At 32.9% G+C, this 23108-nt stretch carries 9 protein-coding genes; all 9 read right to left on the bottom strand.

What is annotated here, in order from left to right; translation table 11 throughout:
- Window positions 1–25: 25 nt before the first annotated feature.
- The 9 genes from QU666_RS06525 to QU666_RS06485 all read right to left on the bottom strand — a co-directional run bounded on the left by QU666_RS06525 (window position 26) and on the right by QU666_RS06485 (window position 23099).
- Entirely contained in the window at window positions 26–463 is a 438-nt protein-coding gene (locus QU666_RS06525; protein ID WP_021768176.1) for a hypothetical protein, read from the bottom strand.
- A 163-nt stretch (window positions 464–626) separates the two neighbouring features.
- Entirely contained in the window at window positions 627–1748 is a 1122-nt protein-coding gene (gene yqeH, locus QU666_RS06520) for a ribosome biogenesis GTPase YqeH (protein ID WP_021768177.1), read from the bottom strand.
- Between the two features lie 56 nt (window positions 1749–1804).
- Window positions 1805–2917, bottom strand: a complete 1113-nt coding sequence (locus QU666_RS06515) for a tyrosine-type recombinase/integrase (protein WP_021768178.1) — start codon at window positions 2915–2917, stop codon at window positions 1805–1807.
- Window positions 2918–3093: 176 nt separating this feature from the next.
- Complete coding sequence (gene topA / locus QU666_RS06510; protein WP_021768179.1) at window positions 3094–5478, bottom strand: type I DNA topoisomerase; 2385 nt, start codon at window positions 5476–5478, stop codon at window positions 3094–3096.
- A gap of 363 nt (window positions 5479–5841) precedes the next feature.
- Window positions 5842–6933, bottom strand: a complete 1092-nt coding sequence (gene dprA / locus QU666_RS06505; RefSeq protein WP_021768180.1) for a DNA-processing protein DprA — start codon at window positions 6931–6933, stop codon at window positions 5842–5844.
- A 21-nt stretch (window positions 6934–6954) separates the two neighbouring features.
- Entirely contained in the window at window positions 6955–7632 is a 678-nt protein-coding gene (locus tag QU666_RS06500; RefSeq protein WP_021768181.1) for a tetratricopeptide repeat protein, read from the bottom strand.
- A 126-nt stretch (window positions 7633–7758) separates the two neighbouring features.
- Window positions 7759–9147, bottom strand: a complete 1389-nt coding sequence (gene asnS / locus QU666_RS06495; RefSeq protein ID WP_021768182.1) for an asparagine--tRNA ligase — start codon at window positions 9145–9147, stop codon at window positions 7759–7761.
- 409 nt (window positions 9148–9556) lie between these two features.
- Entirely contained in the window at window positions 9557–15814 is a 6258-nt protein-coding gene (locus QU666_RS06490; protein ID WP_304984787.1) for an autotransporter-associated N-terminal domain-containing protein, read from the bottom strand.
- 211 nt (window positions 15815–16025) lie between these two features.
- The gene (locus tag QU666_RS06485) at window positions 16026–23099 is read right to left on the bottom strand and encodes an autotransporter-associated N-terminal domain-containing protein (protein ID WP_156908189.1); all 7074 of its coding nucleotides are present in this window, start codon (window positions 23097–23099) and stop codon (window positions 16026–16028) included.
- Window positions 23100–23108: the final 9 nt, after the last annotated feature.

The raw sequence follows: 23108 nt of genomic DNA, 5'->3' as shown, positions 1-23108 counted from the left end.
TTTTTAACTCCCCCATTTTATAATTTTAAATATTTGGTGAAATCGTTCCTTTTAACCGATCATAAACCCATCCACCTTTTTTATCCTTTTTTGTTACAATTCTATTGCTTCTTTCCCTAGAATCCTTTATGCTTTCAGGAATTTCATAAATTTTCTCACTTCCATAAAAAGTCCCAAAATTATACACTCCATCTGAACTCTTTACATCATGAAGATTATTTTCTAATCCCTCCAATTTAGGATTAGAACCTGTTTTTTCATTAAATTTTTTTACTGCATTTTGTAATTTTATAGTTTCTACCTGAATATCCGCCGTTATAAGTTTATCTACTTTTCTTGACAATAAAATCACAACATTTAGCATTGCGATAAATACAACTATAAGAAAAGTTATTCCACGAAGAGCAATTTTTCTAGTCATTTTTGCTCTATTATTTACATAATAATCGTTATCAAAAGCCATTTTCCCGCATGAAATTTACAAAATTTTAAATTTAATAATTACAATGTAAAAAATCACGCCCTCCTTCTTTTAGATTTTTTTATTTCAATTTTCCTATTTTTTTAGTCTGTTTTTTCAAAAATCAAACCTTCACTAAATTCAAGTTTCTAATAATTTCTTAAATTTATTTTTTATTTTTAAAAATTGACGGTCTAACAATCACTTTTACATTTTCTGGAACTTCCAATTGTACCTTTAGTGGACCTCTTTTAACATTTATCCATCCTAGCCCTGCTATTACCAGTTCCTCATTTTCCCCGATTTCCACTTCATGAGTTACAAATTCATTTTGAAAATATTTTTCTTTTTCAGCTCCTTGTAAAATTTCAAAGTAATTTCCATTTAGCAAGTCTTTCACTCTTTCCTCACGAGCCACATGAAACTTCACACTTTTTGAAGCATAAGCAGAAAATATAGGCTTGCTTCCACTTTCCAGAAGTTCATTTCCAAGTATTTTAAATCTGCAGAAAACATCAAACATAAATACCTGATTTTCTTCAAGTTTAAAAGTTTTTCGTGAAATTTCTCCAGCTGGCACTAACTTTAATCCATTTTCTACACTAATCAAATCAGAAATTCTTCCATCTGGAATAAGTCCAGGCGTGTCAATTATCGTAATTTCACTATTTGGAATTTTATTATTAATTGATTTTAAAGTAGTTCCAGAATATTTAGAGGTCGTTATTTTATTGTTCCCAAGAAGTAAATTTATAACTGATGATTTCCCAACATTTGAAACTCCAAGTACAGTTGCCTTTACTTTTTTGTTATGAAAAATATTTTTAATTTTTCTGATTATTCCATTTACTCCGTATTTATTTTTCGCACTGATAAAAGCGATATCATCGGGTACAATATCTTCTTCGGCAAGCCTGTCCTTTACCCAGTTGGAAATTTCAGTTGGATGTATAAAGTCAGGCAGCAAATCTATTTTGTTAATTAAAATTATAGATCTGTAATCTCTTAGATAATCCAAGATTTCCTCAGTAAATGAACCTTCAAAGTCAATAATATCAAAAATTGGAAGTATTATATCAGATTTTTTTACACATTCATTTACTTCCTTCAAATAATCTTCCCTGCTAAAATTATTTACAAGGTTTTCCCCATAATTTTTAATTTTAAAACATCTCTGACAAAGTAAGTTATCCTCTGTTATAAACTTCTCTTCAGGAACATATCCTTCCTTATTTTTATCTTCAAACTGCAGTTCAATTCCACAACCGCTACATTTTTTTATAATCAAAATTTCCTCCTATTTTCTCATTCCTTTTGCATTAAAATTCAATCCAATCAAATCCATTATTCCTTAGCCAATGGATGAGTACTCATATAAATATCTCTCAAGAAAGCCTTGCTCACATGTGTATAAACTTGCGTTGTCGCAATGCTGCTATGCCCAAGCAATTCCTGTAAATATCGGATATCCACTCCGTTATTCAAAAGTTCTGTTGCAAACGAATGTCTAAATACATGCGGTGTTATTTCCTTTTGTATCCCCGCTTCATGTGCGTGTGCCGAAATAAGCCTCCTTAATGAACGGGTTGTCAATTTTTTTCCTTTACTGTTTACAATCAAGACTTCCCTAGTGTAGTTTTCATATTGCCTTTTCTTTTCCTCAATATACTTTATCAGCCATTTCTTAGCATTTTCACTAAAAAAAGTTATTCGCTCCTTATCCCCTTTTCCAATAACTCTGATTTCCCGCTCTTCAATATCAATCATAAATTCACTTAAATTAATAAGTTCTATCGAACGAAGCCCACTAGAATAAAGGAGTTCAATAATCAATCTATCCCGAATTCCAGTAATCTTTTCGGTATTTATAACGTTTCTCAATCTGTTTAAATCATCTCTATTCAACACATTTGGCAATTCCTTCTCAAATTTCGGAACATTAATATAAGCCGCCTTGTTTGTTTCAATCACTTTTATTTCCTGAAGATATTTAAAAAATGTCCTAAGTGCTGAAATCTTCCTATTTATAGTTCTTTTAGACACTGGCTTGACACTCATTTTTGTATTTAATTCTTCCATATCTTCAATACTTTTTATCTTATCAATCTCTGATTCTGTATTATCAATTTCTATATTTGCAGTATTTTTCTGAGAATCCTTTTTTTCCTTCTCTTCCTCTTTAGCCAGTTTTTTCGGAGAATTTAAATACGCAATAAAAGATCTGAATGTCATCATTTCAATTTCTTCAAAATTATGAATTTCCTCATATTCATCCAGATATTCCATAAACTGCAGTAAATCCCTCCGATAACTTCTAATCGTATTAAAACTTTTCCCAAGAATAACCTCTTCATAATACAAAAATTTGTCAACATACATCACAAGATTTTCATTTCTTATATTGTCTTTATTTCCAATTGCCTTTTCTTTCTCAACGTCTTTGTCACTATTATTCATTAAAACTTCTCCATTTATTATAACACAATCATTTACAGCATTCTCTTTTTTATTTAAAAACTATCTAAAATTGTATTTAAAATCTATAACACTCTACATTATTCAATTTATTGGTCCGATAATAAATAACAAAATAATTTTAAACTTATATTTTAATAAATTAATTATTTTTCTAGCTATTTAGACTTTTTTGCTGTAGATTTTCTAGTTGCTGCTGTCTTTTTAGCCTTTGCAGATGTAGATTTTGCTTTAGCTGTCGTTTTTTTAGTCGCTTTTTTTGTAGTTTTCTTGGCTTTTTCTGCTTTTTCAGTCACTCTTGTAACTTTCCCAGTTTTTATATTTTTTATAGTTTTACATTCTGGATAGCCTGTACAAGCCAAAAATTTTCCAAATCTTCCAGTTTTTATTTCATAGGGTTTTCCGCAAAATTCGCAGACTCCTGCTTCTTCTATTATTTTTCTGTCAATTTCATAAAGCCGTTTCATTTCATCGCTTATTTGCAATACTCCATCCAGCTCTATTACAGCGCCTTTTTTATATTTTTGCTTCAATTCAGCTGGCAACGACATTCTTTTTTCATCTTTTTCATAATTTTCACTTTCAAGATATTCTCCGAAACGTCCAACTTTAAGCACATATCTGTTTCCTTCTTCATCAAAATAATCAGTTAAAATTCCTTTTTTATTGTTTTGAAGTTTCTCTACTTCCTCTTTTACAAAGATTTCTCCCTTTTTAAGAACTTCTGGCGATATTGCAATTCCTTTTAATGAAATTTTTTCCTTCTCGTTTGTTTCGCTGATTAAATATTTCCCATAAAGCCCTGTTTTTAAAACCATTGGATTCCCCTCTGAATCCAGCACATCCGATACAATTCTACGATTTTTTATTTTATCAATTTCCTTCTCAAACTTGTCGATGTCCTTTTCAAGCGAATCATAAAAAGTTCTCAAAAGCTGTATCCATTCAACTGTGCCTTCTTCAACCTTATCCAGTTCCTTTTCCATATTCGCCGTAAATTTTACATTCATAATGTCCTTAAAGTTCTTGACAAGTTCATCCTTTACCTCGTATCCCAAATACGTTGGATAAAAACGCTTTTCAATAAGTTCAACATATTCCCTTGATTTAAGCGTTTCAACAATTGAAGCATAAGTCGATGGACGTCCAATTCCCTCTGATTCCAGTTTTTTTACAAGCGTCGCTTCGGAAAATCTTGTTGGAGGCTTTGTTATTCCTTCTTCCACATTCAATTTGTCTATTGGATGAACATTGCCTTCCTTTAATTTTGGAAAATCACCAGTCTTAATTTCATCCTCATCTTTAAAAATCTTGTAATATCCATCAAAAACTACTTTGTTAATAGTCCCACGAAAATTGTAATCCCCATTCACAGCGTTAATTTGCATCTGCTCGTACTGCATAGCTGCAAACTGTGAAACTAGAAATCTATCCCAAATCAATTTATACAATCTGTACTGATCATTAGTCAAATAAACTTTTATATTATCTGGAACTAAGTTAATATCAGATGGACGGATTCCTTCGTGGGCATCCTGAACATTTGATTTTGAATTTTTTACAACGTATCTCCCAACATACTTTTCACCATAGTTTTTTGTAATGTAATCTTTTGCCATATTTAGGGCATCAACAGAAATTCTTGTAGAGTCTGTTCTCATATATGTTATTAGCCCTTTGTTTTCACCATTAATTGCAAGTCCTTCATAAAGCTGCTGTGCAATTCTCATTGTTTTGCTTGCACCGTAACCAAGATATGATGAAGCAAGCTGCTGCAGTGTACTTGTCTTAAATACAAGTGGTGGTCTTTGCGATTTTTTCTTAACTTCTATTTTTTCAAGCGTTAATGTTTCATTTTTCAAATCTTTTTTCAATTTTTTCACAACTTTTTCATCAAAGATTTTATCCACTTTTTCATCTGCAATTTTTACTAAATTAAGATTAATATCTTTTTCAATTAATGCACTTACTTCCCAATATTTTTGAGGTACAAACGCATTTATTTCATCTTCTAAGTCACAAATCAGCTTTAATGCAACTGACTGTACACGTCCAGCGCTGGCATTACGATTAATTATTTTCCATAAAAGCGGACTTATCTTATATCCCACAATTCTATCCAGCAGTCTTCTCGCCTGCTGTGCATTCACAAGGTTATCATTAATATCTCTTGGATTTTTAATCGCATTATTTACAGCCGTCTTTGTTATCTCGTTAAATTCTATCCTTTTTACCTTGTCAGGCTGCTTAATATAATTAGAAATATGCCAAGCAATCGCTTCCCCTTCCCTATCCTGATCTGATGCGAGATAAACAGCATTTGCGCTTTTCGCTTTTTCCTTTAATTTCTTTAAAACCTCACCTTTCCCTTTTATAACCTTATATTGAGGTTCAAAATTATTTTCCACATCTATTCCAATTTTCGTTTTAGGTAAATCAATCACATGTCCGTAAGATGCAACAACTTCATAATTTTTACCAAGTATTTTTTCAATAGTTTTTGCCTTCGACGGTGACTCAACAATAACTAACTTTCTAGCCAACTCTATTTTCTCCTTATTTCTTTATCTACTTATCTATGTTTATTTTTAAATTATTTTGATTAATAATTACTTTTCTTACTTTATTCATATTAGTTTTTAAGCAGGGAGAACAAACGCCATCTCCCTGCACCCACGCTCTACGCAAAACTTTCTTATAAAAGAAAAATAGAACTCACTTTTGAATATAAATTATTTCAATCTAAATAATTTTATTTAATTTACAATCTATTCCAAAAGTTCAAACAGCTATTTTTCTTTTAACGAAATTTTGCTTATTATTTTTTTAATATCCATTGTATTACTAAATTAAAAATACTTAGACAATCGCGGGATGCAAGGTATAGTACTAATTCCTTACTTTAATTATACTATCCTTATATACTTCGCCCCATTTGTTTCTGTAATTAATCCTCTGATTTTTAGACTCATAATTATTGAAAACAATTTATTTTTTTCGATTTTTTCTTTTACATTCTGCAGAATTTGTTCAAAACTTACTTCTTCCATTATTGTTTCAAATACAATTTGTTCTTCTGATGTAAGTTTTTGTAATTTACTTTTTTCTTTTTTTATATCCCATAAAAATTCTTCAGCAATGTCATTCCCGCAAGTTACTAATTTTGCTTTGTTGTTTTTTATTAAATCATTACAGCCTTCAAAAGATGGATAATTTATGAATCCAGGTACAGCAAAAACTTCACGGTTCATGCTAAAAGCCAGTTCTGCTGTAATTAATGCACCACCTTTTTTAAAACTTTCGGCTACTAGGACTCCATCTGACATTCCCGCTATAATTCGGTTTCTTCTAGGAAAAGTCCACCTTGTGGGTTGTGTCCCAAGCGGATATTCGCTTATAAGAGTTCCAATTTCTCCTATTCTTTCCCATAAATCCCGATTTTCGTATGGATAAACTACATCCAGCCCTGTTCCAACTACTGACACAACTTCTATTTCCTTATCCAGTGCTGTTTTTAATGCAATTGTATCTATTCCATCAGCAAGTCCACTAATTATAGTTACATTATAGTTCACAAGTTCATTTACAATTTTTTCACAGGCTGTTTTTCCAAATTTAGTAGCTCTTCTTGTACCTACTACACCAATATTTCGCTTACTATCTACTGAAATTTTGTCTTTATCCATTTTTATTTTATCGTAATCTTTTAATTTTTTTCCCTTTAAATACAAAAAGACTGGAAAATCCTTTATTTCCTTTAGTTTTTTTGGATATTCCTTATCATTTGCACTTATTATTCTTACTTTGTTTCGCTCATAAAGATCAAGCCTTGCTTTCATATCAATTTTCATTGCTTCTTCCAGCTGATATTTTAATTCATCATTAAATAATTTAAAATTTTCTTCATAAAACAATTCTTCAAAATCTTGAAAAATTAACATCAGTTTTTTTATATGAGCATTTTTCATCCCATATTCCTTTAATCTAAGCCATTCCACAATAATTCCCCCCCTATTTTCTTATTTTGAACTAGCTAATATTTCATTTAATACTGCAATTTCTTTTTTTACTTCATCGTCAGAATATTTTGAATTGTATTCACGTAAATATCCTAACGCCTTTGAAAAATCCCCTTTTGATTTGTAGGCTATGCCTATCCCCAGTTTTGCTTCAGCTTGATTGCTATCCTGTGACAAAATTCTAGTGTAATAATCAATTGACTGCTCATTATTCCCCATAAGCCTTGAACCAATCGCAATTACATACATTACAGGAATATCAGGCGCTTCGTCTTTTAATGCTAGATTTACTGCCTTTTCATAAAGTCCATCACGAAAGTAAAGCTGTGCCATTCTGAATGTAGCTGATGAACTTTTTTTAGCAAGTGTAGCATTTTCATAATTTGCATAGGAATTATATTTTGCCTCAGTTGAGATGTCTTCAGTCTGTGTTGCGGGCATAGTTCCTGTGTCAATTGTCTTTTTTTCTTCTTTAGGATTCGTCTTTTCATTTCCTTGCTCAAGCGCTTTTTGTGTGCTATCATCATTTTCATTTGTTGCTGGCACTATTGGTTCTTCCACAGTTGTCGCAGTTGCATCATTATTGTTTGTATTTTCTACAATATAATAATTTGCCTTTACAATTGTTGCAAAAGAAAGTAACAATATTCCCATTAATATTCGTTTTAATTTCCTCATTTTTCCTCCTGACTATATAGTTCCCATATTATTTTTATACCTTAACATAAATTATACAAAAAATATAATTCTACTTTTTCTTTAAATACAACTTTAATATATTGTCAAGCGGGATTTCCTAAAATACTAAAACTCAAGATTTTTAGTAGTTCTTGGGAATGGAATCACATCTCTTATATTTGTCATTCCAGTAATGTACATAAGCATTCTGTCAAATCCAAGTCCAAATCCTGAATGTGGTACACTTCCATATTTTCTCAAGTCTAAATACCACCAGTAATCTTCCTCTTTTAATCCCATTTCCTTAATTTTCCCTAACAGAGTTTCATAATCATCTTCCCTTTGGCTTCCACCTACGATTTCTCCAATTCCTGGTGCTAATAAATCAACCGCTCTTACAGTTTTACCATCTTCATTCAACTTCATATAAAATGCTTTTATGTCTTTTGGATAATCAGTTACAAATACAGGTTTTTTGAAGTGTTTCTCTGCCAAGTATCTTTCGTGTTCAGTTTGCAGGTCAATTCCCCATTCCACTTCATACTCAAATTTCTGTTTTGAATTTTTCAAAATTTCAATTGCTTCTGTATAAGTAATTCTCCCAAATTCATTATTTACTAAAGTATCAAGCCTATTAAACAGATCCTTGTCTACAAATTGATTAAAGAATTCCATTTCTTCCTTAGCATTTTCTCTTACATAATTTACAATATATTTTATCATTTCCTCAATAACATCCATATTTACATCCAAATCTGCAAATGCAATTTCAGGCTCCATCATCCAAAATTCTGCAGCATGTTTTGGAGTATTAGATTTCTCAGCTCTAAATGTAGGTCCAAAAGTGTATGTATTTTTAAACGCTGTTACAAATGTTTCAACATTTAGCTGCCCACTTACTGTAAGATTTGCCTCTTTTCCAAAGAAATCCTGCTTAAAGTCAATGCTTCCATTTTCAGTTTTTGGAACATTGTTTATATCAAGTGTCGTAAGCCTAAACATTTCTCCAGCACCTTCCGCATCACTTCCAGTAATTATAGGTGTTTGAACGTACACAAAGTTCTTTTCCTGAAAAAATTTATGAATTGCATAAGATAAAATTGAACGCACTCTGAAAGTTGCAAAAAAAGCATTAGTTCTAGGACGCAAATGTGCAATTGTTCTCAAAAATTCAAAACTGTGTCTTTTATTTTGCAACGGATAATCTGAATCGGCTTTTTGATAAACAGAAATTTTTGTTGCTTTAATTTCGTAAGCTTGTCCCTTTCCTAACGATTCAACTACAATTCCTGTAACTTTAACAGAAGTAGAAATTGTAAGTTTAGAAATTTCCTCAAAATTTTCCAATTCTTCATCAAATACAACTTGTATTCCAGTAAAGAAAGTTCCATCATTCAGTTCGATAAATCCAAAGTTCTTTTGGCTTCTAATTTTTTTTACCCATCCATTAATTTCAATTTCTTTACCTAGATACTCCTTCGTATTTTTTTGAAGTTCTCTTAATTCTAATAACATTTATTAATTCTCCTTTTCCTAAAAATTATTTTCATTTATTTCTTAGTTTATACTAAACCTTTTTAAAACTTAACTTATAATTTCAAAATCTATTACTAAAATTATAATTTGTCTACTTTTATAAATTTTTTTATTAGGTTCAAATTTATATCCATATTTTCACATTATAACATAATTTCTTGCATATTTTAATAAGAAATTCAAAAAAATATTATAATTTCAATCTTAATAAAATATAAATTTCTTTGATTGTATTATATCACGTTTTTTAATTTTATCAATCATTTCAATAATTTATTCATAAATCTCTAAAAATCATAAAAACAAAATATACTTATTTTCTAAAAAAGAACAGCAAAACCTAAGTTCCGCTGCCCTCTCTTTCTTTATTCTGTCTTCTGTCTTTGTTCTAGTAAATAGCTCTAAATCCTATTCCTGCCCTTACGTTATTTCCTTTAGTATCATATCCTCCATTTACTGTAACTCCAAATCTTGTGTTATCCACTCCAATATTTAAGTCAAACTTACCATTCCCTCGTCTGTCCTCTTTTTCTCCTCTGATTCCAAACCAGTCTGCTGTAGTGTATCTTACTCTTCCCTTATTGTTTACATCTCCAACTTTTCCTAGTTCATTTTCATACGCAGCTGTTACTCCTACTGTTAAGTTTGTTCTTACTGCAAGTGGCTGTACATATCTGAATTCCATTCCAACTTCAGGTTTAACTGAGAAATAGTCGTTTCCTTTTACTTCCAGTCTCATTTCCCCTCTATCTTCTTTGATGTCATTGAATTTACCATATTCCATCTTCAACGCTCCATATGGACGTAAATGTGTTCTTTCACTCATTCTAATGTCATATCCTAAATCTGTCTTAACTGCCGCTCCATAAGAATGATAGTCTGATTTAGCCTGGAACACTTCATCTACAACCAAGTATCTACGTTTCATTGCATTAATACCTACAAATGCATCTCCACCAATTGTCCATTGCAATGCTCCATTATGGTCTCCTTTTGGTGACATAGTTTTAAATACTCCTGCTTTAAGTATTGTCTGATCTTCTCTTGAGCTTCCAATATCCTTGAACTTAAATCTATTTGTTACTGCTCCTGCATACCATCCGCTTGAGTTACCCATCTTAATCTTTTCATCTTCATGAACATAAGCTACACCATAGGCATTGCTTGTATAGTTGATGATTCCTGCTGTATCAGTGTTGTATTCATCTCTCATACCAAACACTTTAATCTTGTTGTTTTGTTTAGATGGATTTCTCCAGTTGTGTTTTAAGTATTTAAACTCTTTGTCAAGTAAGTTTCCTGTAGCATTGATTCTTTGCTGTAAGTTTCCATACTGATGTCCCATCATTTCATCAAATGCTTGATACAACAATACTTCTTCGTTGTTTCCAATTCCATTCAGTTTTGTAAATATTAATCTTTCCCTAGTTCCTAAATCTTTTACTCCATATCTTTGCTCCAATCCATCTGCAAAGTTATATGTGTCTAAACTGTTTATTGGTGTTGCTTTTCTTCCAGCCCATTCTGTGTACGGCACTTTTGCCATGTATAGGCTTGTTATTGAACCATCATTTGGATCCAGTGTTGGAGTTGCAATCCATCCTATTGATCCTGAATACACATTCCATTTAATGTTTGGATTACTTAGCATTGCTGTTTTATACGGATTTATTATATTAGGGTCATTTACTAATATATATTTACTGTTTGTTGATTCAGCTGCCTCATTACCAATGATTAAGTCTGCTTCACTTGTCAAGTTTTGCAATCCGTCTATTGATCTTGTGTAGTTAACTCCTGATGTATTTACATATAGACCAATACTTGAAGCTGATACTGATATTGGATTTCTTCCTGTCGTATTTACAACTGTCGGTATTTGTGGTACTCCATTTACAGTAATTGTCGCAGTAGGTGCTCCTGCAGGTGCATCAATTGCTACTCCTCCTATTCCTTTTCCTGTGTCAGGAACTGTAAATTCATATATCAGTTTACCATCTGTCTCACTGTTATTTGTTTTAGAAACACCATTTACTGTTATAGTTCCGTAGTTTTCTACTATTCCTCCTTTTAAGTAGACTCCTACACCGTTCTTGGCATTTATATTAATTGATGCTCCAGGATTATTTATCAGTTTAGAATCTTTTCCTAGATATACTCCAACCGTATTCGTATAAGTTCCTGAACCTGTTGTAATATTTTTGTTATTTATTGCTGTCGCTCCATTGTCAGCATAAATACCTGTTGTGTTGCTTTCGTTCAAGAAAATATCCCCATCATTTGTCGCAGTACTTCCTGCTCCACTTGCATACATTCCTATACTGTATTTACCATTTACATTAATTGTTCCCTTGTTCACAATGTTTCCTGTATCAATCGTATCATATCCTGCTCCCATACCTATTGAGTAAAGACTACTTGTAACATCAGATGGTCCTACAGTGATTGTTGCATTATTTGTTGCAGTTCCTCCTTTAATACTGTAAATTGCCACACTTCCTTTTCCACTCGACAAGTCAATATTTCCATTATTTGTTACTGTACCTGCTGAATAGATTCCGTAGTTCTGTTCTCCAGTAGAAGTTATGTTTGTAAAGTTTGTTACTGTACCTGCTTTATCATTTGAATACATGTACACATTGTTGTCTCCAAGTCCTACATTTGAAATACTTGAAGTTATTGTATTTCCAGTTCCAACGTTTACAAATCCAAATGAATTATTTCCAATGTTAAATGATGTACCACTATTTGTAACTGTTTGTCCACTTCCTACTGTATAAACTCCAACTGCCTCATCAGTTCCAGTTGTAATTGTTCCTCCTGTCAGATTAACATTTCCACTTTGAGAATAAATTCCAATTGCTGCATTTCCTATCTTCAAGTCACCTGAATTTTCTACAGCATGTCCATATATTCCAATTGTGTTGTTTCCAGACTCTATTTTACCTGTATTTTGTAATATTACAGTGTTATGATCAGTATAAAGTCCAACATTAGGACTCGTAATTGATGCTGAATCTCCCAATGTAATTGTTCCACTGTTCTTAGCCGTGTATCCAGGCGTACCTGTTGCATACATTGCTGTATTTCTGTCACCTGTCATTGTGATTTTACCTGTATTTTCAAGAACTGTTCCTAAAGTAAGTGCTGCATCTGGTTTGTAAGATATTGCAACTGAATCATTTCCTGCTGATTCTATCTCTCCTGTATTTTTTATTGTTTGTGTCTTAGATCCTTCTGAATACAGTCCAGTTGAATTTGAACCTATCGTAATTTTTCCTGCATTTTCAATCAATGAATCTTCAATTCCATAAATCGCAGTTGATTTGTCACCCATTGTCATAACACCTGTTGCTTTGTTATACAATTCTCCGTATTTAGCGTAAATTCCTGTAGAGCCTGTACCACTTAAGTTAATTGTTCCTTCATTTGATAGTGTAACTTTGTTTCTTGCATACAACTTACTATCATTTTCTTGAGCCATTGCAACCTGGTCAGCTTTTGTTCCTGTGATAGTCTTAGTATTCGCATTTGTTATTGATGAGTTTGAAATTTCAAGCTGATTGTATGCATCGTTAGCATTATCTAGGTTTACATCCTGATTAATTGTCAATTTACTTAAATACAACATGAATGTTTTGTAGTCAGTTCCGTTTATATTTGCTCCTGTAGCCTTTGAAACAGCATCTCCTGTTGTATCAGATAAATCCATTCCAACATTTTGAGCAATAAATAATCTTGAACCTTTATTCATATTCAATGTTAAATTTCCTAAAGTTGTCTTTGTCCCATCTCCAAAGTTATTCTTTGCCCATCCTTGAATTTGAGATTTTCCAAAGTCTCCACCATTTCCTACATAGTAGAATGCGTTACCTCTCTCATTAGGTGTTGTTCCTCCTTCAATAGTGGCAGTCATAGCACCGTCTATTGAAACCTTTCCTGAACCATCTTGTCCTAGATAGAATAACAATGATTTTTGTCCTGTAGTTGAAGTCCCTGTACCTTTTAAAGTTATTTTACCTTTGTCAGCATCATAGTTTACTGCACCCTCATAGGCTTTTACATTATGATCTCCAACTTCAAGTTCAGCTCCTTCTCCAGAGTACAACCCTATTGATTCCGTACCTTTTACATCAGCAACTACATTTACATTACCTGTAGGACTACTTAGAAGTTTTGAATTTTTACCTACAACAATACCATAAGAACCCTTCTTAATTTTAGTTTTACCATCAGAAGCTAGATATTCATAAACTCCAGCAGATCCACCTGCACCATCATTTACTGTTACAGTCCCAGCTTTTGTAGCCGTTACAACAGCAGTATTTGCAGCCGTATTGTCTCCTATGATTAACCCTGTTACTCCATTTCCAGTAGCAGTAGTAGTTCCTCCATAGTTCAATGTACCGTTTGTAATAAGGACACCTGTTGAGTTGTCTCCTTCTACACTTATATCACTTGTCGCTGCAAGTGTTCCTGATGGATTTCCAGTTCCTTTTGTCATGTACACACCAACATTAGTTGATGCTCCTGTACCTTTTAGCTCAATTTTTCCTGCATTGTCAAGTTTTCCACCACTAGTTGCCATACCAATTCCATTAATGATTGTCTTTCCGCTAGTAGTTCCTATTGTTTTATTAGCATTATTTACAACATCTGCATTTGTTCCAACCATTCCTATTGATGAATCTCCATCTAGATTAATTGTTCCATCATTTATTGCCTTTGGTGTTTCATTTGCAGCATCTGTTGTAACTGAACCTTTATCAACCCTCATAGCAATGTTCTGTCTTTTTTCAGTACTGCTAACATTTATTGTTCCACTATTAGTTATATCGTCGTCTGCTTTTACAATTAAAACCATAGCTGTATTACCTTTACCACCAGACACGTTAATTGTTCCTTTATTTTCAACCTTTCCTTGATACGCTCTTATTGTAGCATTTTTTGCCGCATTAGTTTCTATTACAGCAATACCTGACGATAATGAATTTACTGGTTTATTTTTAGAATCAACTCCAGCATCACCAGTTACGTTAATTACTCCGCTTTTATCATTAATCATTGTACTGTTAGCTCCTACACGTGAAGACCATTTCATACCATAACTTGCTGTACCACCTATATTCATCTTATTTGTATTTGCTACTTCTACAAGTGAAGGTGAACCTGGTGCATAAACTTGAATTCCTATTGATTTTTCACCGCCAAAATCAATTGTTCCATTATTTGTTAATACATATTTTGTATTAACTCTCGTATCATTATTTTCATATGTTAATATCATACCGATTTTATATCCTGTGTATCCAGCTGCAGTTCTATTTATGTTAACAGTTTCATTCCCTAATAAAGGGGCAAGAGTTAATGGTGCAGAATCTCCTTTATTTAGTCCACCAATAGTTGCAAGCGTTGTTTCAGCAGCATCTGTTATTGTTCCTGTATTAACCATTTCTCTCTTACTTCCATTTGCTCCATAATATACATCTGTTTGAACTTCAAATCCCACTGTCAAAGGACCAACTAAATTAACTGTTGCTTTATTATCAAGCTTAACATCTGTATTTGCAGGTGCATTATCCATTGTAGCTACCCGAGAACCTCCAACTAAGAATCTTTGGGCATTATAACCTCTGTTTGCATCTCTTTCAGACTGCTTTTGAGTATCATTAAGCGGATTTTCAGAATTAACTGTTAAATTAGTTGTTAAATCATAATTTCCTTCTGTGTCAAAGTATGATTTCAATAAAACGCTTCCTGTTGTATTCCATGAATGTCTTAATGAAGGACGACCATCTACAAGTGTTCCTCTAACAGTTCCATTAGCTAAAACAGAAACAGCATAAGTATCAAAATCATAATTATAAGCCCCTCCACTTACACCTCTTCCACAACCTGTCATATAGTTACAATAAGATCCTAATTCTATATTAAACGTAGGTGGTGCTGGTAACTCTGGCAATTCTGGTAATCCGATAACTGGACTTGGTGGTGTAAAGCTAATTGCCTCTGGCAATGTAGGAGTAATAGCTGTTTTATCAGCTATTGTAATTGCTGATTTGTTTATACTTCTTGGACGTATTCCAGCCCTTACTTCAAATGGTATAATTGGCTCTCTTACTGGTTTGAAACTCGCTATACCGTATCCAGCAGCTGAACCTGAAGCAAAGTTTGCTCTTCTGTTTCTACTTAACAATCCATAATTTTCACTATCTGGTGAGATTGTTCTTTCATAAATATCTGAACTTCTTTCAAATACTCCTTCGTATGGATATTTTGTTTTCTTATCTCCACGTCCTTTATATGTTCCATTCCAATTATTATTAAAATAGTTTATTCCGTACTGCCAGCTACTCCAAGGTGATTTAACTACATGATCTCCTTGTTCCATTAATTGAATCAGTTCAAGATTTGTATTTTTTAATAATTTATCATTCTCTTTTCGTGTTTCCCTAACCTTTTGATGCATATTTTTTATTGAAGATGAAATCTCCAGTTTTTGATTTTCTATGCTTTTATCTGTAGTTTGTGAAAACAAATTACTTGTAATTGATACTACTCCTGTCATTAAAAATGTGACCAATGCAGAATCTGTGTATTTAAAATCTTTTGTTTTTTTTGCAAACGCACGTAGATCTTTTTGCAAATTTCTAAGATTATTCGTCATCTTTTTACTTTGTATGATAAATATATAATCAATTATATAAAATATCACACTCTCCTTTCTTTTATTTTTTAATTTATTTTATTTATCCTTCTATTGCTTTAAAAATAGATAGCACGTTATTTTATCAAATTTAACAAAAAAATACAATACATTTTGATAATTTTTTTATTTAAAATATTTCAAACCAAATTTAATAAATTAACCGAAATCCAATTCCACCTCTTATATTTTTCCCTTTAGTATCGTAACCAGCATTTACAGTAACTCCATATTTTGTATTGTCAATTCCGATATTCAAATCAAATTTACTATTTCCACGTCTGTCTTCTCTCTCTTTTTCAAGGTTATACCAGTTTGACGTTGTATTTCTTAATCTTGTCTGATTTGAATTTTGTAATTTTCCAATTTCATTTTCATAAACGGCTGATACTCCTACTGATAAATTTGTTTTTACCGCAAGTGGCTGAACATACTTAAATTCTATCCCTGCTTCTGGTTTTATAGAAAAATAATCATTTCCTTTTACTTCCAGTTTCAGTTGTCCACTATTTTCTTTTATACCGTTAAATCTTCCATATTCCATTTTTACAGCCCCATAAGTACGTAAATGGGTTCTTTCGCTCATTCTAATATCATAGCTAACCTCATTTTTAATTGCTGCTCCATAAGAATGATAGTCAGATTTAGCCTCAAATACTTCGTCAACAACCAAATATCTACGTTTTATATTATTAATTCCTGCAAATATATCTCCCGAAACTGTCCACTGCAATGCACCATTATGATCGTTTTTAGGTGACATGGTCTTGAAAACCCCAGCTTTAAACATTGACTGATTTTCTTTTGATTTTCCCAAATCTTTAAATCTATATCTGTTAATTACAGCTCCAGCATACCATCCACTTGAATTTTCCATTTTAATTTTTTCATTTTCATGAACATAGGCTACACCATAAGCATTATTTGTATAATCAACAATTCCAGCTGTGTCTGTATTGTATTCATTTCTTGAGCTAAATAATTTAATTTTATTATTTTGCTTACTTGGGTTTCTCCACTCATTTTTTAGATATGAAAATTCTTTATCCAAAACATTTCCCGTAGCATTGATTCTTTGTTGTAAACTACCATATTGATGCCCTTTCATTTCATCAATGGCTTGAGCCATTATATGTCCTTCACCTTTTCCAAGGTCATTTAATTTCTGGAATATTTCATTTTCACGTGTCCCAATTCCCTCAGCACCATATCTTTGTTCCAAACCAGTTAAAAAATTATATGTGTTTTCATCTCCCTTTTGAGCTAGAGCAGTATAAGGAACTTTTACTAAATATACTTTATCAAGAAGCCCAGTTACTGGATCTTTTGTTGGCTGAGCCATCCATGTCAGACTTGATGAAGTTACATTAAGCATTGTCCCTGCTGTCACGACTCTGCTTAACGCATCATTGTATGGTGTCAATATATTATCTCCAACTTGTATAACTTTAGAAGTAGTATATCTTGCCACTTCTGTACCAAAATACAAGTTAATATCTGAAAGTCTTCCTAAATTTTCAATACCTTGAATCGGATTTGTGTAGTTTATTCCTGATGTATCCACATACATTCCAATTGTATTTGCTTGCGATCCTGACGGATAATTCAACATTGAAGAATTCCCAACTTTTAGTGTACTTAAATCAAGTGCAGTAACTCCCGAAGGAGAAGTTACATTTACCATTGTCGGTGCGGGAGAAGATACATTTGTATCTACATTAACTATTGGAAGCACATTACCTTTAGCATCAGTTACAGTTACTGGTGTAGCTGCTGGCGGAACTTTTATAGTTACTCCTCCCATTTCTTTCATATCAGTAGCTGTTACTACTTTTGTCGCAGGAGTGGATGTTCCTCTTCTGTTTGTTAATGGATTAAGTGCATTCTCTTCAACATTTTCTGAAGATTCCTTATCAGTCCATATTCCAGCACTTTTGGCATCAGATGCCAGAATATTTATTGTTCCATAATTTTTAATATAGCTTCCGTTTGCAAGATAAATACCTTTTACTTCCTTCAGTCCAGAAACTGTTGTTTGAATCGTTCCCCAGTTTTCACCATGAGCCCCTCTGTCAAGATACATTCCAATCGTATTATTGCCTGAAAGATTTATATCTCCATAGTTCACTGCTTTTGAATTAGGCCCAACTGCATACATTCCCATTGAGTTTGCCTGACTTACTTCTATAGTTCCTTTATTTATAATAGTTCCTTGATTACTATAAGAATTTGCAGCGTGTTTATCATAATATCCTGTTGCCATTCCCACACCAAATTCCTTATTCTGCAAGTTAGTCCCACCAACTTTAATTAATCCGTGATTTGTTGCAGTTCCCTCAGTAGAATATATCGCTACATTTCCTACACCCGTCACAAAATCAATATTTTCTGTATTTTCAATAATTCCGTTACCATAAAGTCCATAATTTCTATCTCCAGTCGAAACCAATGCAGTATTATTGAATACTTTTCCTGTATTATCATTTTGATAAATATAAATTGCATCACCTTTTAATGTTACTGGATTTGCATTTGAAGTTATCGTATTTCCTTGTCCAGCATTTACAAAGCCAAATGAATCTTTTCCTATGTTAAACTGCGATCCAGAATCTGCCGTAACAGTCTGGTCTTTTCCAACTACATATACTCCAACTGCTTGATTTTCTCCAACATTTACAATTGATGCTGAAGTTAAATTCACATTTTCTAAAGGATTTGTTCCGCTTCCAACTGTATAAATAGCCGTTCCATTATCTCCAGTATTTATAGTTCCGCTATTTGTTACTCCATATCCATAAATTCCAATAGCATTTTTCCCTGTTGCAATTATTCCTTCGTTAATTATTTTACTGCTTCCTTTTGCATAAATTCCTACATTTGCATCAGATTGCGATGTTGCATCAGACAATGTAATCGTTCCTTTATTTATCACATTCGCTCCATTTGTCACTATCCCAAATTCTTTTGCAGATGATGTTCCTGTGATTGTTCCAGTATTTATCAAGTCTTTTCCAGTAGAAAGCGTATAAATTCCAATCATTCCGCCTGCTGTACCAGAAGCATTATTTAATTTTATATTGGCAGAATTTGTTATATTTACAAGATTTCCGTTTGTGTCTGTCTGGTCATAAACTATTCCCATACCTGTTTTTGAAGTATTTCCAGCATATTTATATTCAAGTGTCCCTGTTACATTTGTCTCTCCTGAAGCAAATATTCCAACACCGTCATCTTGTGTTTCAATCACATAATCTCCACCTGTCAGGTTTACATCCGAATTTTTAGCAAATATCCCTTTTCCTTCAATTCCAGCAGTAATGTCTGAACCAGTTCCCGAAGCCATTGCCGTTAAAATCCCGCCATTTTCAGTACCACTTGCTGATTTCTCAGAAACTATCGCAATTCCAACTCCTTCTTTTCCTACCGTTAATTGATGATCATTTACAACTGTTACTCGATTTCTCGCAACGCCAGTATTATTTTTTGCAAAAATTGCAATTGCTTTATCTCCGGCAACATTAATTGTTCCGTGATTTTCTATTTCAACGGTAGGCCCTGTTCCTGTATCATCTGTTCCATAAGTTTGAACTGTTGCTCCTGTTCCAATCCCAGCAATTCCGACTCCAGATGTAGAAACTGTCACTGTTCCTGTTTTTTCATTCACAAGTTTACTTCCATTTGTTCCATAAAGACCTGCTCCATTGTCTATTGTCACAGAATTTTTATTTTGTATTGTTCCATAACTTACATTTATTCCAGCAATTCCCTGTGCACCAGTTCCTCCAGTTACATTTACTGTACCTTCATTAACAAAACCAGATGTAGCATTTGAAGGCGTTATACCTGCTGATACTTGAATACTTGTTGCAATATTTCCCATAGAAAGACCTTGAGCTTCACCTTTTCCAACTAACCCTGTTGAGCCTATATTTCCAGTTACAGTTGTAATATTTTTAATGGTTACCATTTCATTTCCCATTTGTATTCCATTATACAAATCACTAGAATCATTTAAATCCACATTTGTCGCTGATACTTTTAATGTTCCATTTACAAGAATTGACTTATAAGTGGCATTTGATATCAAATTAACCTTTCCACCTGCAAATTTTGAAATTCCTGGTAACCCATTCTGATAAGTCTGTTTACTATCAGTTTTGTCATCCCATTCTAAATCTAGCCCATCAAATGATCCTAATGTAACATTGTGTCCGTGAATATTTACTGTTACATTATTTAATCCCTGATATTTACTCTTATTATCAATAGTTTTACTGTAATCAGTATTTGTTCCTGTTATTAAAATTCCATCGTGCATATCAAGCGTAGTTGCACCATTAAATTTAATTTGTCCATCTGTTGTAGCATAAAACGGAGTCGTATTATCATGATCGTTCTTATTATCAGCAGTCAAAGTCAGGTTATCTTTGTGAGTAATCGTTCCACCGCCGAAATTTATTGCTCCTTTATCTTTAGCCACCAATGCACCCGCAGCTCCTGTATTAATTGTGGTATTTGTTCCATACATATTAACTGTAGAGCCTTCTCCGTCCGCATAAGCTCCCAAACCATTTATTACAGTTGTTATAGCATTTTTACTTGTCCCAAAGTTTACAATTCCACCATCTTTAGCATATCCACCAACATTAGTCCATTTTAGTTTTTTAGTATCATCATCATTTGCAGCATTTGCATCCTGAGCCGTTACATTTCCTTTTAAATTAACTTCACTTCCTGCTTTAGTATCTCCATTTACACCGCTAGCGTAAGCAATTATAGAACCGTATCCCAATGCCTTTGTTGTTTTTTCTGCATTAACTATTCCACCTTTAGTTGCAGCATAAGCAATTGGATAAATTTCTTCCACATCTGCTTTCCCATAAACAAATTTATGATATCTTGCCGACATTTCAACATCTTGCCCTATGTTAATGGTACTTGAAAGATTTTTAAGATTTGTTACAGTATTTGAAGACATACTGCTCATATTGCCTGCTGCATCACTCCATTTTCCTTGTGCCAGTGCTATTATGGTTCCTGTTGCCGCTTCATTAGTGGTATCATCCACAGCAGATGTTGGTGCTGCTCCACTTACTCCATAATCAGTTAATTTGGTCTGAGTTATTTGAGTAACTTTGTTACCTCCACTATCCTGCACATCCTGTAAATTTGCGCTCATCAATACATCAACTTCTGTCCCATTTTGAGCAGCGATCATTACTCCATTCTTAGAATATTTCCCAAATTTGAAATCCGCTCCATTTATTTGCAATGAATGAATAACGTCCTGAGAAAAAGGAATATTACGAGTTCTTGCACCTGCATCGGCTCCCAAGTCGTTTTGTGAACTTATACCCGTTCTTTGGCCAGATGCAGCCAATATTCCTACATTTTTTTCTACCCATTGATTACTGTCACTTCTAGTTCCTGTATTTCCTTGAATAGTTTGAGCAGTAGTACCTCCATTTTTACTAAGTTCCGTACCTATTTTTGCCCCTGTTTTAATTTCTCCTTGATAAATTCCTATTACAGACTTATTCCAAGCCTTTTTTTCGGGTGAAGTTTCAGCAAAAGTTTGTGTTGCAGCCCAATACGGAGCTATATCTGTAACCGTATTTGGAGCAAAAAACATTACAATATTTCCATCTCCCGAAGATGATATCTTATTACTGTCAAAATTTATATATGGCTTCATTCCTGCCAGTGTATGCTGCGAACCATTTGTGCTGGCATTATTAGTAAGGCTGCTTGCAAATGCTCCGTAATTGGCTTGATATCCTAACCCTGAATACAATGTATTTTTAGATCCTTCCAAATTATACATTCCGTGATTGTTATCTATTCCAAATGAACCTGCATTTCCAACAACAGAATAAACTATATTATAACGAGTAGTCAAATCTGCATTTACATCTCCATTAAATTTCCCTCTGTTACGGTTAGTCAAAGTATGTGCTGTAAAACCAGTTGTTGTTTCATAGTAGCTAGGATATATATTAAAAATGATATTTTCATCAGAAAGCCCTTTTTGATTTGTAGCTTCATTTTCAATTCCTTTATCAATTATGTTTACTTTTACCCCACTAAAACTCCAATCATGCATTTGCCATGTTTCTAGTGAGAAAGCATTTGCTTTCCCATACATATTAATTGTAGAATTAGTGACTGTATTTTTCCCAAACAAATGAAACGCTATCTGTCCATTATGCGTAGAATTACTAGCATTTTGTGATATTACCCTTCCATCAAGAGCTGTTCCACCTAAAGAAGTAGAAGTTGTTGTTCCTACTTTTCCAGCCCCTCCTGTATTTCCAGCAACATGAACAGTTACACCAGAATACGTAGGAGCCCCATTTGTCAAGTATATCAAAACTCCTGTTCTTTCACTGTTACTTGCAGTATTATTAGCCAATAAATTATTCCCAAATCCTTGAACATAACTATTTGAGTACGGATTGTATCCAGCCCAAAAAGTTTTACCAGTATCACTCATTCCACTTCTATTCCAAAATCCATTAAGAAATGTAAAGTCTGAAAATGGATTCAAATTTGGTGAAGGTGTTGATGGTATTATATTTGGCAATGTTGGATTAATAGTTGTTACTTGGAGTGGATCCGATACTCGTACATTTAATTGCGGAGTTGCTGGAGTTCCAATAACTGGTAAATTTATATTTAGTGCCGTTTTACTTATATTTTTAGGAACAACTCCCGCATCTATCGGTATAAACGCTATTGGCTCTACTAGTCTTGCTAAATTAGTTGGACCATATTTTGCTCCAAAATGAGTATCTCCAGACATTTTAGCATTTTTATCTCTAGTATAAATTATATTGTCAGCTTTGTCACCACGTCCTTTATAAGTTCCACGCCAATCATTATAAAAATTATTTATCCCATATTGCCAGCTGCTCCATGGCGATTTTGTAATATGATCCCCTTGTTCCATCAATTGTATTAATTCTATATTTGTATTTTTTAACAATTTATTATTTTCAGCTTTTGCTCTTTTAAAATTTTGATGTATGTCTTTAATTGACTTAGAAATTTCCTGTTTCTGCTTTTCAATATTTGAATCTTTTCCCTCTGAAAAAGCATTTTTAACCGAAAAAATCATTCCTGTCATCAAAAATGTAATCAACGCTGAATCTGTATATTTAAAATTTTTGTGCCTTTTTGCAAATGAACGCAAATCTTTTTGTAAAGTTTTAAGATTATTTGTCATTCCTCTCTC

The sequence above is a fragment of the Leptotrichia sp. HMT-225 genome (assembly GCF_030644325.1).
Taxonomy (GTDB): Bacteria; Fusobacteriota; Fusobacteriia; order Fusobacteriales; family Leptotrichiaceae; genus Leptotrichia; species Leptotrichia massiliensis.
The sequence above is the reverse complement of the archived record's forward strand: the minus strand, read 5'-3'. Positions and strand labels throughout refer to the sequence as shown.

Coding starts and splice junctions, on each gene's coding strand:
- QU666_RS06525 (WP_021768176.1), bottom strand. CDS start 463: ATGGCTTTTGATAACGATTATTATGTAAATAATAGAGCAAAAATGACT.
- QU666_RS06515 (WP_021768178.1), bottom strand. CDS start 2,917: ATGAATAATAGTGACAAAGACGTTGAGAAAGAAAAGGCAATTGGAAAT.
- QU666_RS06500 (WP_021768181.1), bottom strand. CDS start 7,632: ATGAGGAAATTAAAACGAATATTAATGGGAATATTGTTACTTTCTTTT.
- asnS (WP_021768182.1), bottom strand. CDS start 9,147: ATGTTATTAGAATTAAGAGAACTTCAAAAAAATACGAAGGAGTATCTA.
- QU666_RS06485 (WP_156908189.1), bottom strand. CDS start 23,099: ATGACAAATAATCTTAAAACTTTACAAAAAGATTTGCGTTCATTTGCA.